16 protein-coding genes and 3 pseudogenes are annotated in these 15666 nt (G+C 73.0%); 9 read left to right on the top strand and 10 right to left on the bottom strand.

The features are described 5' to 3' along the window. Window positions 1-74: 74 nt before the first annotated feature. The 3 genes from ABZ923_RS09295 to ABZ923_RS09285 form a co-directional block, all read right to left on the bottom strand. The gene (locus ABZ923_RS09295; RefSeq protein WP_361468831.1) at window positions 75-581 is read right to left on the bottom strand and encodes a GNAT family N-acetyltransferase; all 507 of its coding nucleotides are present in this window, start codon (window positions 579-581) and stop codon (window positions 75-77) included. Between the two features lie 536 nt (window positions 582-1117). After that, window positions 1118-1723, bottom strand: coding sequence for a DUF1349 domain-containing protein (locus ABZ923_RS09290; protein WP_361468828.1), 606 nt, complete (start codon window positions 1721-1723; stop codon window positions 1118-1120). Beyond that, window positions 1720-3249, bottom strand: a complete 1530-nt coding sequence (locus ABZ923_RS09285; RefSeq protein ID WP_361468825.1) for an aldehyde dehydrogenase (NADP(+)) — start codon at window positions 3247-3249, stop codon at window positions 1720-1722. The genes ABZ923_RS09290 and ABZ923_RS09285 overlap by 4 nt, the downstream gene beginning before the upstream one ends. A gap of 108 nt (window positions 3250-3357) precedes the next feature. Here ABZ923_RS09285 and ABZ923_RS09280 point away from each other — a divergent pair, with 108 nt between their 5' ends. From ABZ923_RS09280 to ABZ923_RS09255, 6 genes and pseudogenes are all read left to right on the top strand, one after another. Continuing rightward, the gene (locus ABZ923_RS09280) at window positions 3358-4131 is read left to right on the top strand and encodes an IclR family transcriptional regulator (protein ID WP_361468823.1); all 774 of its coding nucleotides are present in this window, start codon (window positions 3358-3360) and stop codon (window positions 4129-4131) included. A gap of 24 nt (window positions 4132-4155) precedes the next feature. Next, entirely contained in the window at window positions 4156-4629 is a 474-nt protein-coding gene (locus ABZ923_RS09275) for a GNAT family N-acetyltransferase (RefSeq protein ID WP_361468820.1), read from the top strand. 65 nt (window positions 4630-4694) lie between these two features. After that, window positions 4695-6149, top strand: coding sequence for a penicillin-binding transpeptidase domain-containing protein (locus ABZ923_RS09270; RefSeq protein ID WP_361468817.1), 1455 nt, complete (start codon window positions 4695-4697; stop codon window positions 6147-6149). Window positions 6150-6280: 131 nt separating this feature from the next. Continuing rightward, window positions 6281-6736: pseudogene (locus ABZ923_RS09265) on the top strand (SigE family RNA polymerase sigma factor); the annotation flags it as partial. Beyond that, window positions 6710-7558, top strand: a complete 849-nt coding sequence (locus tag ABZ923_RS09260; protein ID WP_361469060.1) for a hypothetical protein — start codon at window positions 6710-6712, stop codon at window positions 7556-7558. The pseudogene ABZ923_RS09265 and the gene ABZ923_RS09260, both read left to right, overlap by 27 nt. A gap of 198 nt (window positions 7559-7756) precedes the next feature. Continuing rightward, window positions 7757-8782, top strand: a pseudogene (locus ABZ923_RS09255) (glycoside hydrolase family 43 protein); the annotation flags it as partial. A 39-nt stretch (window positions 8783-8821) separates the two neighbouring features. Here the strand turns inward: ABZ923_RS09255 and ABZ923_RS09250 are convergent. Further along, a complete protein-coding gene (locus tag ABZ923_RS09250) occupies window positions 8822-9619 on the bottom strand; it encodes an HAD family acid phosphatase (protein ID WP_361468814.1) in 798 nt (265 codons plus the stop codon). Between the two features lie 337 nt (window positions 9620-9956). Between ABZ923_RS09250 and ABZ923_RS09245 the strand changes: the two genes are divergently transcribed. Then, window positions 9957-10415 carry a hypothetical protein gene (locus tag ABZ923_RS09245; RefSeq protein ID WP_361468811.1) on the top strand — a complete coding sequence of 153 codons (459 nt, stop codon included), beginning with the start codon at window positions 9957-9959 and terminating at the stop codon, window positions 10413-10415. Then, complete coding sequence (locus tag ABZ923_RS09240; protein WP_361468809.1) at window positions 10397-10765, top strand: hypothetical protein; 369 nt, start codon at window positions 10397-10399, stop codon at window positions 10763-10765. The genes ABZ923_RS09245 and ABZ923_RS09240 overlap by 19 nt, the downstream gene beginning before the upstream one ends. Before the next feature lie 102 nt (window positions 10766-10867). Here the strand turns inward: ABZ923_RS09240 and ABZ923_RS09235 are convergent, their stop codons facing one another. The 5 genes from ABZ923_RS09235 to ABZ923_RS09215 form a co-directional block, all read right to left on the bottom strand. After that, the gene (locus ABZ923_RS09235) at window positions 10868-11599 is read right to left on the bottom strand and encodes a GntR family transcriptional regulator (RefSeq protein ID WP_361468806.1); all 732 of its coding nucleotides are present in this window, start codon (window positions 11597-11599) and stop codon (window positions 10868-10870) included. Window positions 11600-11716: 117 nt separating this feature from the next. Further along, window positions 11717-12469, bottom strand: coding sequence for an MBL fold metallo-hydrolase (locus ABZ923_RS09230; protein WP_361468803.1), 753 nt, complete (start codon window positions 12467-12469; stop codon window positions 11717-11719). 49 nt (window positions 12470-12518) lie between these two features. After that, window positions 12519-12800, bottom strand: coding sequence for a hypothetical protein (locus tag ABZ923_RS09225; RefSeq protein ID WP_361468800.1), 282 nt, complete (start codon window positions 12798-12800; stop codon window positions 12519-12521). An 83-nt stretch (window positions 12801-12883) separates the two neighbouring features. Further along, on the bottom strand, window positions 12884-13189 hold the full coding sequence (locus tag ABZ923_RS09220) for a hypothetical protein (protein WP_361468797.1): 306 nt from the start codon (window positions 13187-13189) through the stop codon (window positions 12884-12886). A 93-nt stretch (window positions 13190-13282) separates the two neighbouring features. Then, a complete protein-coding gene (locus ABZ923_RS09215) occupies window positions 13283-13891 on the bottom strand; it encodes a TIGR03086 family metal-binding protein (RefSeq protein ID WP_361468795.1) in 609 nt (202 codons plus the stop codon). Between the two features lie 136 nt (window positions 13892-14027). Here ABZ923_RS09215 and ABZ923_RS09210 point away from each other — a divergent pair, with 136 nt between their 5' ends. Next, window positions 14028-15260 (top strand): MFS transporter, encoded by a 1233-nt coding sequence (locus tag ABZ923_RS09210; protein WP_361468792.1) that lies wholly within the window; start codon window positions 14028-14030, stop codon window positions 15258-15260. On the opposite strand, the pseudogene ABZ923_RS09205 reads toward ABZ923_RS09210, so the two are convergent. Continuing rightward, a pseudogene (locus ABZ923_RS09205) lies at window positions 15197-15666 on the bottom strand (hypothetical protein); the annotation flags it as partial. The gene ABZ923_RS09210 and the pseudogene ABZ923_RS09205 overlap by 64 nt on opposite strands.

The following is a 15666-nucleotide window of genomic DNA, read 5'->3' as shown; positions in this document are numbered from 1 at the left end:
TCTTCGGCTCTCTTCGGGTCGTACGGGTGCGGGGGCTCTCCCCGACCGGTACGTGAACGTTCAAGCAGGCCGTTTCATTCCCGGGGCGGCACGGAGAAGTGCAGGAAGAGGTGGTGGTCGCCGTCGGCGGGCGGGTTCGCGGGGTCCGGGAGCCAGCCCTGGCGGGCGTAGAAGGCGTGGGCGCGCCGGTTGTCCACGTGCACGTCGAGGACGGCCCGGCTCCGGCCCTCGGCTCGCCACTGCTCGACGCAGGCCGCGTGCAGGGCCGCACCGATGCCGCGGCGCCAGCGGTCGGGGTCGACGTGGAACTGGTACAGCTTGACCGTGCCGGCGGGGCCGTCCTCCGGGGGCCGGAAGGAGGCGATGCCGGTGATCGCGCCCTCCTCCACGACGCACAGCACCTGCCCGTCGGGCCGCTCGACGGCGCCGCGCCAGGCGGCGGTCCAGTCGATGCCGTCGTCCGGCAGGCCGTCGGGGTAGTACGTCGAGCGGGCCCTGCGGTGCAGTGCGGCGATCCGCTCCGCCTCGGCGGGCAGGGCGGTGCGGATCACCCTGGTGCCCCTGACACGGTCATTGATCATGCCCCGAAGGACGCGACCACCCGCCACCCGGTTCCGCCCACCGGAACCAGCCCAGCTCAGCACGCGGGAGAAGCCCGCCCGACACGACGAACCGGACACGCGCCCCGAGCGCGCCGGAGCACCGCCGGAGACCGCCCGGCCGCCCGCGGACCAGGCACCGGCTGAACCACACCCGCCGGGCGCTCCGGACGAGCCCGACCGGCGCGGCGGACCGGGTGCACGCATCCAGCGCGCCGGAGCACCGCCGCAGACCCGCCCGGCCGCCATGGACCAGGTACCGGCTGCACCGCACCCGGCAGGCGCTCCCGACGAGCCCGACCGGCACGGCGGACCGGGTGCACGCACCCAGCGCGCCGGGCCACCGCCGGCAACCACCCGGCCGCCCATGGATCAGATGGGGCGCCGCCCGCGGCCGGTCCTCCCGTTGCCGGAGGCGGCCGGCTGCGCGCCGGCCGTGCCGTGGATGCGGTACCGGCCGAGCGGGCCGGCGTCGGTGCGGCGGGGCGAGGTCGGCCGGTTCGTCCCGGAGTCGTTCCTCAGCTGCCGTCGCGCAGGTCGTCCGGTGCGCCGGTGCCGAACGTGATGTGGTCGAACGTCACCGCGCAGCCCTCCCCCACCGGCGACTGGGTCATGAACCCGACGAGCGCCGTGCCGGTCTCCTCACCGAGGGTGAAGAGCCGGACGAAGGTCCAGCGCTCGCCGTCCGGGGAGGCGTGGAAGGCGAGGGCCCGCCCGGTGCGGCTGACCCGCAGCCACACCGAGTCCCCGTCCACCGTGAAGGAGTTGGCGTCGTCGGAGTGCCCCCGGGTGACCACCGTGCAGACGGTCGGCACGTCCGGGGAGTACTCCAGACACAGCTTGGCCCAGGCCCGCTCACCGGCATGGACGTACAGCACCCCGGCGTCGAAGGCGGCACGGAACCCCACGGTGACCCGCGCGGCCAGCCGGAAGTCCCCCTCGGGTGCCCCGAGCAGCCGGGGCGCGTCCGCAGCGGGTTCGAGGTCTTCCCCGGTGGGCGGCACGAACCGGTCCTGCCGGGCCCCGGCCGACCCGGTGAGCACGCCGTCCGCATAGGACCAGGAGCCGTCCGGCCCGTGAGGCGCGAGCGGGAAGGGCAGTTCGGGAAGCTCCCACTGCGTCACCGCTGCAGAACCCCGTTGAACCGCCGGGGAAGCCCGAGGGGGTTGTCGTCCTTCAGCTCGGCCGGCAGCAGGGCCTCGGGCGCGTTCTGGTACGCGACGGGCCGGAGCCAGCGCTCGACGGCCGTACCCCCCACCGAGGTGGACGTGGAGGTGGTCGCGGGGTACGGCCCGCCGTGATGCTGGGCCGGCGCCACCGCGACACCCGTCGGCCAGCCGTTGACCAGCACCCGCCCGGCCAACGGCGTCAACTCGGCCAGCAGTTCCGGTCCCCGCCCCTGCCCCGCGGCCTCCTCGGAGGACAGCTGGACGGTCGCCGTGAGGTTGCCCGGCAGCCGCGACAGCACGGTCGTCGCCTCGTCCTCGGACGCGTAGCGGGCCACCACGGTGACCGGCCCGAAGCACTCCTCCAGCAGCAGGTCGTACGCCCCCTCCGCGCACAGCTTCTCCGCCGGCACCGTGAGGAACCCGGCGCTGACCGAGTGTTCGCCCCCCGCGCCCGGGGTGACCGGCGCGTCCACCTCCGGCAACTGCGCCCGCTCGGCCACGCCGGCGATGAAGTTGTCCCGCATGCGGTGGTCGAGCAGCACCCCGGCGTCGGTGTCGCTGACGGCGTCGGTCAGGGACTTCACCAGCCGGTCGCCCGCCGCGCCGGACGGCACCAGCACCAGGCCGGGCTTGACGCAGAACTGGCCCACGCCGAGGGTCATCGACCCGGCGAGCCCGCCGCCGATCTCCTCGGCCCGCTCGGCCGCGGCGGCCTCGGTGACCAGCACCGGGTTCAGCGAACCCAGCTCGCCGTGGAACGGGATCGGCACCGGACGCGCGGCGGCGGCGTCGAAGAGGGCCCGGCCGCCCCGCACCGAGCCGGTGAAGCCGGCCGCGGCGACCAGCGGGTGCCTGATCAGCTCGATGCCCGCCTCGAAGCCGTGCACGAGGCCGAGCACGCCCTCGGGGATGCCGTGTTCGGCGGCGGCCCGGCGCAGCACCTTGGCGACCAGCTCGGACAGGCCCGGGTGGTCGGGGTGGGCCTTGACCACGACCGGGCAGCCCGCGGCCAGCGCGCTCGCGGTGTCGCCGCCGGCCACGGAGAAGGCGAAGGGGAAGTTGGAGGCGGAGTAGACGGCGACGACGCCGAGCGGCACCTTGTAACGGCGCAGGTCCGGGATGGGCGGGGTGGCCGTGTCGTCGGGGTGGTCGATGATGACGTCGAGGAAGGCGCCCTCGTCGACGATGTCGGCGAAGGCCCGCAACTGGTACGTGGTCCGGGCGAGTTCGCCGGTCAGCCGGGCCGGGCCGAGCGCGGTCTCGGCGTCGGCGGTCCCGACCAGGCCGTCCCGGGCCGCGTCCAGGCCCGCGGCGGCGGAGCGCAGGAAGGCGGCGCGGACCGTGCGGTCGGCCAGGGCACCGCGCGCGGCGTGGGCCGCGCGGACCGCGGCGTCCACCTCCTGGGCTGTGGCCTCCACCGCAACCTGTTCACGCTGCTTCCCGGTGCGCGGGTCGACACTCCAGACTGGTGCTGCTGCCACCGCGGATCCCTCCCGGGCGTTCGATATACTGAACACCGTCTCTGATCGTGAATATGCTGCTCGGAGACTATATAACTCAGTCCTCGTCGAACGAAGGGGCCAAAGGCGATGACGGCAGGCGACACAGGCGGCGGGGCGCAGGTCAAGTCCGCGGTACGGACCGTGGAACTGCTCGAGTTCTTCGCGGGCAAGCCCGGCATGCACTCCCTCGCGGCCGTCCAGGAGGCCGTGGGATACCCCAAGTCCAGCCTCTACATGCTGCTGCGCACCCTCGTGGAGCTGGGCTGGGTGGAGACGGACGCGACGGGCACGCGGTACGGCATCGGGGTGCGGGCGCTGCTGGTCGGCACGTCGTACATCGACGGCGACGAGGTGGTGGCCGCCGCCCGCCCGACCCTGGACCGGCTCTCCGACGACACCACGGAGACCATCCACCTGGCCCGGCTCGACGGGACGAACGTGGTGTACCTGGCCACCCGCCAGTCCCAGCACTATCTGCGCCCCTTCACCCGCGTCGGCCGCCGGCTCCCGGCCCACTCCACCTCGCTCGGCAAGGCGATCCTCGCCACCTACACCGACGAGCAGGTCCGCAAGCTCCTGCCGGAGACGCTGCCCGCGCTCACCGAGAACACCCTCACCGACCGGGAGCGGCTCATCGAGGAGCTGCACCAGATCCGGGACCAGGGCTTCGCGGTCGACCGCGAGGAGAACACCCTGGGCCTGCGCTGCTTCGGCGTGGCGATCCCGTACCGCACGCCCGCGCGCGACGCCATCAGCTGCTCGGTGCCGGTGGCCCGGCTCACCCCCGCCCACGAGCAGATGATCAAGGACGCGCTGTTCGACGCACGGGACCGGCTGACGCTGGCGACCCGCAGGCTCTGAGTCCGGGACCGTAGGCTCGGCGGCATGAAGATCACGCTGCGGGCCGTGGAGGACGACGATCTGGCCGTGTTCCACCGGCAGATGACCGACCCGGAGGCCGCCCGGATGGCCGCCTTCGGCCCGGAGGACCCGCACGACCGGGCGGCCTTCGCGGCCTACTGGCAGCGTCTGCGGAACTCCTCCGACGTGCTGCGCACGGTCCTGGCCGACGGGGAGGTGGCCGGCAGCGCGGCCGTCTACGGGGTGGCCGGCGAGCGCGAGGTGACGTACTGGATCGACCGTGCGTACTGGGGCCGGGGCGTGGCGACGGCCGCGCTGCGGGCCCTGCTCGCCGAGGTCCCGGAACGGCCGCTGTACGCCCGGGCGGCGGCCGACAACGGCGCCTCGCTGCGCGTGCTGGAGAAGTGCGGCTTCCGCGAGGCGGCCCGGGCCCGGGGGTACGCGAACGCGCGGGGCCGGGACATCGAGGAGGTCGTGCTGGTGCTGCGCGCTTCCTGAACGCCGGATGAGAAATCCGGGCGTACGGGAACGATCCCCCCGGTTCCGATCGTCTTTCCAGCGGGATGAACAAGACGATCAGGCGGGCGTCCGTCTTCACGCTGCTGCTCGTGCTCGCCCTGCTGGTCAGGGCGACATGGCTGCAGTACTACGACGGCAAGGCCCTCGCGGACGACAACGACAACCGGCGGAACGCGATCGCGACCTACTCGCGGCCCCTCGGGAACATCATCGTGGCCGGGGATGCGATCACCGGCTCGGCGCGGACGAAGGGAAGCGACCTCGCGTACAAGCGGACGTACAAGGACGGCAAGCTGTACGCGGCGGTGACGGGCTTCGCCTCGCAGGCCTACGCCCCCACCCAGCTGGAGGGCGTCCACAAGGACCTGCTCAACGGCACGGACAACCGGCTCAGGACGGTGATGGACACCGTCACCGGGGAGCGGGCCGAGCCGGGCGACGTGCTCACGACGATCGACCCGGCCGTGCAGAAGGCGGCCTACCGCGCGCTCGGCGGCAACAAGGGCGCGGCCGTCGCGATCGACCCGAAGACCGGCAGGATTCTCGCGGTGGTGTCGACGCCGTCGTACGACCCCTCCTCGCTCACCGACGCGAACACGGCCGGCACGGCCTGGAAGACGCTCAACGCCGACGAGGACAAGCCGCTCACCAACCGCGCGCTGCGCCAGCCGCTGCCGCCGGGCTCGACGTTCAAGCTGGTCGTCGCGGCCGCCGCGCTGGAGGACGGGCTGTACAAGAACGTGGACGAGCCCACCGACAGCCCCGATCCGTACATCATGCCGGGCACCGTGCGCGAGCTGCCGAACGAGAGCAAGTCGGCGCCGTGCAAGAACGCCTCGATCCGGGTCGCCCTGCGGTACTCGTGCAACAACGTCTTCGGTCACATGGCCGTCGAGCTGGGGCAGGACAAGGTCCGGGCCATGGCCGAGAAGTTCGGCTTCAACGACGACGAGCGGGACGTGCCGGTGCGGGCCTACCCGAGCGTCTACCCCTCCGGCATGGACAAGGCCCAGACGGCCCTGTCCGGCATCGGCCAGTTCGACGTCACGGCCACCCCCCTGCAGATGGCCATGGTCTCCGCGGCCATCGCCAACGGCGGCAAGCTGGTATCGCCCCACATGGTCTCGCAGATCACCGACAGCGGCGGTGATGTGCTGAAGGACTACGACGACGGCGCGGACACGACGGAGATCGTCAGCTCCACCACCGCCGAACAGCTGCAGTCGGCCATGGAGACGGTGGTCAAGGAGGGCACCGGCACGAACGCGCTGATCGACGGGGTGACCGTCGGCGGCAAGACCGGCACCGCACAGCACGGCGAGAACAACAGCAAGACGCCGTACGCCTGGTTCACCTCCTACGGCAAGTCCGACGGCAACGGCAAGGAGGTCGCCGTCGCCGTGATGGTGGAGCAGTCGGACGCGGCGCGGTCCGAGGTCAGCGGCAACGGGCTGGCGGCACCGGTCGCCAGGGCGATGATGCGGGCCGCACTCAAGTAGGTTTCCCGAGGGGGCCGTTCAGCACTCCGCGGCCGGCCCCCTCCGCCCGACGACCCGTGCTACGCAGTCGAGTTCGGTCCTCCGTACGACGCCCGACCCCTCGTACGAGCACGATCGAGAAGAGGTCACCCGTGGGCACGGTCGTCGACGACGCAGCCTCCGCGGAGTTCCATGCCTTCTTCGAACGGCATTACGCCGAACTCGCCCGCCTCGCCCATCTGCTGACCGGTGAGGCGGACGCCGTCGACGACCTCGCGGCGGACGCGCTGCTGGCGCTGTGGCACCGCTGGGACCGGGTGCGCGCCGCCGACCATCCGGTGGCGTACTCCCGGGGCGTGGTCGCCAACCTGGCCCGCACCCGGATCCGCGGCGCGGTGCGCCAGCGGCGGCGGATCGCCCTGTTCTGGCCGCGCGGCGAGGAGCGGACCGAGAACCCGGACGTCGCCGGGGTGGTGGACGTCCAGGGGGCGCTGCGCCGGCTGCCGTTCCGGAAGCGGGCCTGCGTGGTGCTCCGGCACGCGTTCGACCTGTCGGAGAAGGACACCGCGCTGGCGCTCGGGATCTCGGTGGGTACGGTGCGCGCCCGGCTGCACGAGGCGGCCGAGGCCCACGCACCCGACCGCGCGCGCATCCTGGCCCGGGTGGAGCGCGGCATGGCCGCGGGGTCCCGCCCCGACCACCGGGCCGCACGCCCGCCGGTGTTCGGCTGGTTCCGGGTGGTCACCGCGACGGCCGCGGTCGCCGGTGTGCTCGCGGTCGGGGGCTACGCGGTGGCGTCCGCGGTGAAGGACGACCCGCCGGCCCGGCAGACGGTGGCGGTGTCGCCGACGCCCTCCGCGTCACCCGCGCCGACGACCCGTGCCCCCGTTCCCCCGGCGGACCCGGTGCCCAGCAAGGGCGGTGCCGCCCAGCCGTCCCGCACGCCCGGCTCCTCCCCGTCCCGCACCCCGGAGGCCACCGCCACGGCCGAGCCGCCGGTGGCGCGCGCCGAGCGGGACGGTCCCCTGTGGTCGGACGGCTCGGTGGACCCGCACAGCAACGAGTTCTGGGCGCAGAGCAACCTGACCCTGAAGACCTCCACGGAACTGACCTCCCTCACCGTCGAGTTGAGGATCGCCCAGACCGGTGGCGTCACGTCGACGGGTGCCTGGCGTTCGCTGCCGGAGGGCGACTTCAGCCAGAGCGTCACGGAGAAGGACGGGTTCGTCGTCTACACGTGGACGCTCAGGCAGGGGCGTACGGTGCCGGCGGGTGAGTGGGTGTTCGCGGGGCAGTACGACCATGCGCGCGGGGGGCGCGACGCGGGCGCCGACAGGTATGTCATGACCGGTGTGGCCGGGGGGCGCACCTGCGCGGTGACCGGTGACTTCGCCGCGCATGCGCGGAACGGCTCGGGCGGTGACTCGTAACCGTGCGAGTGCGGCCCGGTGGTGGGCCGTTCGCGCAGTTCCCCGCGCCCCGTCGGGCGCGGGCCCGCAGCCTCGGTCCGACCGAAACTTTCGGCCGCCCCGGGCGGTCGCACACCGATTGACGTCGTGGGCCCCACTGGTGACACTCCCAGAACGCACAGCAGCCAACAGAAACCCTCACGCCCACACAGGACGGTCATGCGTCTCAGAACACCGCTGCTCCCGCTCCTCGCCCTGCTCCTCACCCTGGTGGCCGCCCCGCCCGGCTCCGCGGACACCGCGCGGTCGAAGTACGCGGGCTATCTGTTCGTCTACTTCACCGGCGAGGGCACGGCCGACGGCGAGCAGATCCGCTACGCGCTCAGCCAGGGCAACGACCCGCTGCACTGGCGGGAGCTGAACGGCGGGCAGCCGGTGCTGACCTCGACCATCGGGGAGAAGGGCCTGCGCGACCCGTTCGTGATCCGCTCCCCCAAGGGCGACAAGTTCTACCTCATCGCCACCGACCTGCGGATGTACCGCAACAGCAGCGGCAGCTGGGACCAGGTCCAGCGGCACGGCAGCAAGTCGGTCATGGTGTGGGAGTCCACCGACCTGGTCCACTGGACCGACCAGCGGCTGGTGAAGGTGGCGCCCGACAACGCGGGCAACACCTGGGCGCCGGAGGCCTACTGGGACAGCCGGCTGCACGCGTACGTGGTGTTCTGGGCGTCGAAGCTGTACGCCGCCGACGACCCGGACCACACCGGCTCCACCTACAACCGCATGCTCTACGCGACGACCAGGGACTTCCGCACCTTCAGCGCGCCCAGGGTCTGGGACGACCCCGGCTACTCGGTCATCGACTCGACGGTCGTCGAGGACAAGGGGACGTACTACCGCTTCACCAAGGACGAGCGGGGCCCGTCCTCCAGCTCGCCCTGCTCGAAGTTCATCACCGCGGAGAAGTCGCGGGACCTGACCGCCACGTCGTACGACTTCATCGCCGACTGCGTCGGCAGCGGTGCCCTCGCGCGGGGTGAGGGGCCGACCGTCTTCAAGTCGAACACCGAGGAGAAGTGGTACCTGTTCATCGACGAGTACGGCCTGCGCGGGTACGTGCCGTTCGAGACCACCGACCTCGCCTCCGGCACGTGGACGCAGTCCACCGGCTACGCGCTGCCCGCCAGCCCCCGCCACGGCACGGTGCTGCCGGTGACGGGGGCCGAGTACGACCGGCTGCTCAGGACGTACGGCTGATCCCCCGAAGGGGCGTCGGGACGATCAGGAGACGAAGTACGTCGGGTTCGGCAGCTTGTACGTGCGGTTCGCGTAGCCGCCGTCCAGGTCCGAGTACTGGTCGCCGAAGTTGGCGATGATCTCGTAGCCCAGGTCGTCCTCGATGTGCTTGCGTGTCCCGGACTTGTACTGCACGGTCGTGCAGTTCCAGGTGCCGGGGACGGCGCAGTCCTTCAGGTAGGCCGGCGGGTTGGCCTTGTCCTTGAGGAACATGTGGCCGGCGTCGAGGTTCACATCGGCGCCGACCTTCTTCAGGTTCTCCACGGCGGCGGTGCGCTGGGCCTCACTCAGACCGGAGTTGTAGAAGACCTCGACGCCCTTGGACTCGGCGTAGCGCACCAGCTCGGGGCTGCCGAAGACGGCCGGGCGGTCGGCACGGTTCACGTAGTCCGCCCACGTCGTGGAGTTGTACGTGTAGTTGTAGCGCTTCTCGTAGTCGAGGCTGAGCAGCAGCGTGTCGTCGATGTCGAAGACGACGGCCGCCTTCTCGCCCTTGTGCCGCGCCTTGCGGGCCGCCTTGTCTATGTAGTGCCTGGCGTCGGCGTCGATGCGCGCCAGGTCCTTGGCGTACGGGCTGTCAGGGGACGCCTGGTAGACGCCGTTGCCGTCGGCCGCGGTGCCGTAGTAAGTGTCGATGTCCTTCACCAGGAGCCCGATGTTGTACGGCTCGTGGGTGGAGTTGGCCGTCGACTGGCCGGCGGTGGCCGCGCCCGCGCCGTACAGCGCCGCACCGGCGACGACACAGGCGGCACCGGCCGCGACCGCCTTGAGGGACTTCCGCATGGATTCTCCGGATCTGGTGGATGAGAGTGATGTACCAGGTCACCGACTGTCTACGCGCATCACACCCGCACGGCGAGCCCTGTTACCCGATCGATACGCACCCCGTGCCGCACGCCCGCCCGGAGCATTGCCGTCCGATTACCTCCGCCTGACACTCCCTTGACGCGGTGCCCCTATGGTCGGATACCGCGACAGCGAACGGGGGTTCATCGGTGGGCGACGGCAGGGTGCCCGGCAAGGTCCTGGACAGCCTTCCATCGACGGTGCCGGTGAGCGTTGAGGACAAGGCCCGCCAACGGAAAAGGAGGGCGGTCGTCACCGCCGGAGGATCACGACCATGAGATTCGTCGAGGCCTACTGGCACGACTCCGGATTCTTCCTCGACCCCTCCGCCTATCTGGCCGAGCTTCCTCGGCTGCGCGGCCAACTCCCGCCGGGCGCCTGGGCCTTCGTCTCCGAGCCGGGGCACTACGACATCCCCCGCGCCGACCGGTGCGTCAAGGACCTGGAGCTGGCCGGGGTCCATCCGGCGACCGACAAGAGCGGAGGGCTGGTGCTGGAGTTCGCGCCGAACCGGTTCAAGCACGAGTCGGGGCTGCGTATCAGCTACTCGGGGGTGCGACGCTTCTCGATCGAGTACCACCACGCGATCGACTGGATGCGGGTCGACACGGTGCTGCTCGACGAGATCCTCCCGGACGAGGACGGCGGCTGCGTCCACGAGATCGCACTCACCGACGCGAGCATCACGGTCCACTGCCAGGATCTGGAAGCGGTGTGGGGCAGCACGCGGTGACGTCGGTGGTCTCCCCTGAACAGCGCGTCCTGAGCAAACTCCTCTCGGCGGACTTCCCCGGCGCCCGGGAGCTCGGAAGCCAGGTCGCGGAGGTGCGCGTGACGCGCCGCTGGGGGGCCGAGTCGCCGAGTGCCGACCTGGAGGTGCCGTCCGGCACCCCGGGCGCCCCGGTCGCGGACGGCCTCGTTCCGGCCACCGGCACGGTCACGGACGACGCCGGGGAACTCGTCGGCGAACTGCTCGTCTGGGTGAGCGGCGGAAGGCTTTCCGCCCTCGAGTTCGCCTGGTACGGCGACACCGCTCCGACCGAACTCCCGGATCCGGACCGTGTCACCGTGTCGGTGCAGTGAGGCACCGTGCGGCCGCCGTCGTCCGGCCGTCGGTTCATCGTCGCCCCGATCGTCGTGCTCCCCGTCGTCAGGAACGCCCCTTCGTCGGATCGGGAAGGAGGGTCAGCGAGGCGTCCAGTGGCCCAGGTACGCCGCCGGTGTGTGCAGCGCGCCCTCGGCCGGGGTGAGTTGAGGGCGGTTGGCGGGACCTTCCTCGGGGAGGGGCTCGGGGAACGCACGGCGCACGAAGGACGCGATGTGGGCGCGCAGGGCGTTCGCGGCGCCGTCCGCGTCGCCGTCCAGCGCGAGCCGCAGGATCTCCCGGTGCTCGGCGGCCTCCCGGTCCCAGGAGGGGTCGGCGGACCAGGCGACGGCGGAGACGAGGGCGGCCTGGTCGCGGACCTCGTCCAGCATCCGGCCGAGCAGCGGGTTGCCGCACGGCAGGTAGAGGGCGCGGTGGAACTCCCGGTTGGCGAGGGAGCGTTCGGCGGTGTCGGTGGCGGTGCCGGCGCGGGCGAGCGCGTCCCGGGCGGCGTCGAGGGAGGCGCCCCGGGCGACGGTCCGGCGCAGCGCTTCGGGTTCGAGCAGCAGCCGCACGTCGTAGACCTCGCGCGCCATGTCCGCGTCCGCCATGCGCACCGTGACGCCCTTGTACTGGCTCATCACGACCAGCCCGGTCCCGGCGAGCGTCTTCAGCGCCTCGCGCACCGGGGTCTTGGACACCCCGAACTGCGCGGCCAGTTCCGTCTCGACCAGGGACTGACCGGGCGTCAGCTGCCCGGTGAGGATGCGGTGTTTGATCGCGTCGAGCACGTACTGGGTGCGGGACGGGATCGGGGTGGGCACAGAGGTCATGCGGCCCTCTCGGATCTCACATATCGCGTCTCATATATGACGTACGAAGTACGGCGCGTTGACGGTAGGAGGGGGCCCGCGTTTCGTCAATGCTCCCTACAGGGAAGTTGAATGCCCTCAGACGCCGTGGATGTCGCCCTCGACGGCGGTGAACGTGGGCCGGCCGGAGGCGGCGGCGGCCCGGGCGGTGGCCGACTCGCGGGTGAGCGTGGGGCCGACATGGGTGACGAGCAGCTGCCGCACCCGCGCCTCCCGGGCGATGCGGCCGGCGTCCTCCGGTGTCAGGTGGACCTGTTCGCCATCGCGATGGACGTCGATGTCGGCCTCGCACAGGAACAGGTCGGCGAGGGCGGCGAGTTCGGTCAGGGCGGGGCAGGGTCCGCTGTCCCCCGAGTACGCGACCACACTGCCCTGGCACTCCGCGCGCAGCCCGTACGCCTCGGTGCCGTGGGCGACGGCGCGGGCGCTCAGGCGGAGGTTCCAGTGCCGGACGTCATGGCCGTCGTACAGGTCGCGGAAGTCGAAGACGCTCTTCAGGAAGTCGACGTCCGGCCGTCCGAGGAAGCCGGCCAGCCGGCGGGCGCAGCCCGGCGGCGCGTACACCGGGACCGGTGCGGGCGGGGTCATCCCGCCGAAGGCGAAGGCGTAGGCGGCGGCGAGCAGGTCGGCGCTGTGGTCGGCGTGCAGATGGGAGATCCAGATAGCGGCGAGTCGCGCCGGATCCGTGTGCCGCTGCAACGCGGCGAACGTGCCGGGCCCCGCGTCCACCCACACCTCGGCGCCCGCGCCGGACAGCAGGTACCCGGAGCAGGGCCGGTCGGGTCCCGGGTGGGGCGAGGCGGTGCCGAGGACGGTGACGGTGAGCGGCATGGGCCAGAGGGTACGCCGCTCCGCTCGGCCGCCCGGCAACGGCGGGGGTTCAGATCTCCATCACCGCGTCGCAGTCCGGGCACACCACGGAGGCGTACTCGCCGGGGTACCAGGGCTCCTCCGGGCTCCCGGACGGCGTCCGGCGCTCTGTGGCCATGGCGAAGGTGTCCTTGCCGCACAGGGTCCGCGGGCCGGCCGCGTCGGGCCAGCCCGGGGCGGCGGGCGCCGCGTGCACCCTGCGGGGGAGCCGTCCGGCGTCGGGCGGCCCGGCCGCGGGGGTGCGTGCGGCCGCCGGCTGCTCCAGCTCGTACACGACGACGATCCCGCTCATGTCTCCACCGTCTCCACCGCCTCCACCGTCCGCGCCGTCCGCGCCGTCCGTGTCGTGCGCACCGCGGTCCGTGGCAGCCGCGGTCAGCCGCGGGTGGTGCTGGGCAGGGTGAGTTCGCGGCCGCGGTAGAAGCCCTCGCGTTCCTCGGCGACGTACGGGGCCATGGCCTCCCGCCGCTGTGCCTCCGACTCGGAGTCCCGCCAGGCGTCGCACGACTCCCGGGAGTCCCAGAACGACACCCCGGTGATCTCCTGTCCGTCCTCGGACCAGTACGCGTAGGCGCGGTGCAGGCCCTGCGGTGCGGGCTCCGGGCGCCAGGCCCGCTCGAAGTCCTCCAGCGTGCCCGGCTGCAGGCGGCGCGTCGTCACCCACACGTAGTGCTCCTGCATGGCGGCTTCCTCCGTACCCGTTCGGCGTGCCCCCTCTCAGGGTCACCGTAGGCCCGATGCGCCGCTTCCGCCGCCCGGCGGCCGCCGGTCGGCTCAGGCTCCGGCCACCGGGTGCGGGGCCCGCGGCGACCACGCCGGGTCCCGGCCGCTCAGCCCCACCGCGCGGTCCAGCAGCGGCGCGTCCGCGGGGACCGGGACGGCGGGGCCGAAGATGCCGCCGCCGCGGGTGGGGTCGTCGGCCGCGGCCCGCAGGAAGGCGAAGGCCGAGTCGAGGGCGGCCGGGTCGGGGGTGTAGGCCTGGCCGGTGGCGCGGGCCAGGTCCCAGGCGTGGATCACCAGCTCGTCGGCGACGACGGCACCGGCGACCGCACCCGGCAGGTCCACCCCGCCGGCGCGGGTGTCACCGGTCCAGGCGGCCGGGTCGCGCCAGGCCTCGGCCAGCTCCTCCAGCGCCTCGGGCAGCCGTGCGCGCCAGCCGGGGCCGATGTCCGGCAGGACGGCGGCCGGGCTGGTGTCGGTCGTCGTGCCGAGGTCCTTGCGGGCGGCGTCCCGGAAGGCCACGGACAGCATCAGCAGATGGCCCAGCAGGTGGCGCACCGCGAGGTCCGGGCACGGTGTGGGGGCGGTCAGCTGCTCGTCGGTCACGGACGCGGCGAGCCGCGCCACGATCCGGGTCTGGGGGCCGAGGTCCACCATGGTCATGACCTACTCCTTCACGGTCGTGCTTCCCGTTCGAAGGGGTGACGGTCCGGCGCCCGCGAACTCATCGGTGCCGCGCCGAGAACCTGGGCATCCTCCCGATCCGGGGACCCCTGCCTCAGGCCCACGATGACCGGGCATGACGACTTCCCTGACCGTGTTCCGCGTGCTGCGGGACCGCAACGCGGGGCTGTACCTCACCGCCCTGGTCGTGTCCGGCTTCGGCACCTCCTCGCTGTGGCTGGCGTCGGGCGTGTGGGTCAAGGACCTCACGGGGTCCGACGGCCTGGCCGCCCTGTCCATGCTCGCGATGTGGGCGCCCACCCCGGCCGGCCCCCTCCTGGGCACACTCGCCGACCGGTACCGCCGCAAGCCGCTGCTCATCGCCCTCAACCTGGGTCTCGCCGCCCTGCTCCCCACCCTCCTCACCGTCGACTCCCCCGGCCGCCTCGGGCTGCTGTTCGCCGTGCTGTTCCTGTACGGCGCCGCCGGTGCCGTGTCCGACGCCGCCGAGTCGGCGCTGGTCACCGCCGTGGTCGACCCGGACCTCCTCGGTGACGTCAACGGGCTGCGGATGGCCCTGACGGAGGGCATGAAGCTCGTCGCCCCGCTGACCGGCGCGGGCCTCTACACGCTCTGCGGCGGTCCGGCCGTGGCCTGCCTGGACGCCGTCACCTTCCTGCTCGCGGCCGGGCTGTGCGGCCTGCTGCGGGTCCGCGAGGAGCGGCCCGCCCGGCCGGGCGGCAGCCTGCGGCGGCAGACCGCGGAGGGCGTCCGGCACCTGTGGGGCCACCCCGTGCTGCGCCCGCTGGTCGGGGCGGGCGGTACGACCATGCTGCTGACCGCGCTGGCCGGTACGACGGTGTACGCGGTGGCCGACCGCCTCGGCCACTCCCCCGCCTACGCCGGCGTGCTGTACGCCGCCCAGGGCGCCGGCTCGGTGGCCGCCGGGCTGCTCGCCGGGCCGGCGCTGCGGCGGCTGGGCGCCCGGCGGTTCGCGGCGGCCGGGATCGCGCTGACGGGGGTCGCGGTGGTGGCGCGGGCGGTGCCGTGGGACCCGGTGGCGCTGGCCACCGGCGTGGCGTGCGGCCTCGGCCTGCCCTGTGTGCTGATCGCCGCGCTCACCGCGGTGCAGCAGGAGACCCCCGGCCCGCTGCTCGGCCGGGTGACGGCCACCGCGAACACGCTGGTCTTCACCCCGACCGTGCTCGGCCTCGCCGCCGGGGCCAGCCTGGTCGAACTGGCCGGCCCCGGCCTGCTGCTGCCGCTCTACGGCGTGGCGCTGCTGTTGACGGCGCTGTTGTTGCTTCAGCGCCCGGCGAGCACCTCCCGGACCGCCGCGACGTCCCCGTCGGACGCCAACCCGGCGTGATACAACCGCAGTTCTGTCGCGCCGTCGGCACGCGCGCGTGCCGCGTCCGCGGCGAGCGTGCCGGGGCTGCCGCCCATGCCGGAGACGACCGTGAGGTTGGCGGCGAGCACCGTCCCCTGCCGGGCCCATCCGGCGAAGGGCGCCAGCAGGTCCGTACCGCCGGTGCAGGGCACGACCACGCCGTCGGCCACGGACAGGACGTGGGCGGGGTCGACGCCCGCGTTGGCGCCGCAGTGGTAGGAGACGGGGTCGGCGTGCAGCAGGACCTGGAAGCCGTCCGGGGCGGCGGCGCGTACGGCGGCGACGGCCTCCTCCTGGAGGGTGCGGGCGGTGGTGTCCCGCCACGCGCGCGTGGCGGCCGCGGTGTCCTCCCCGAGCAGCTTCTCCACCGTCGGCCAGCCCTCGT

It is taken from the genome of Streptomyces sp. NPDC046881, assembly GCF_040645015.1.
Taxonomy (GTDB): domain Bacteria; phylum Actinomycetota; class Actinomycetes; order Streptomycetales; family Streptomycetaceae; genus Streptomyces.
The sequence above is the reverse complement of the archived record's forward strand: the minus strand, read 5'-3'. Positions and strand labels throughout refer to the sequence as shown.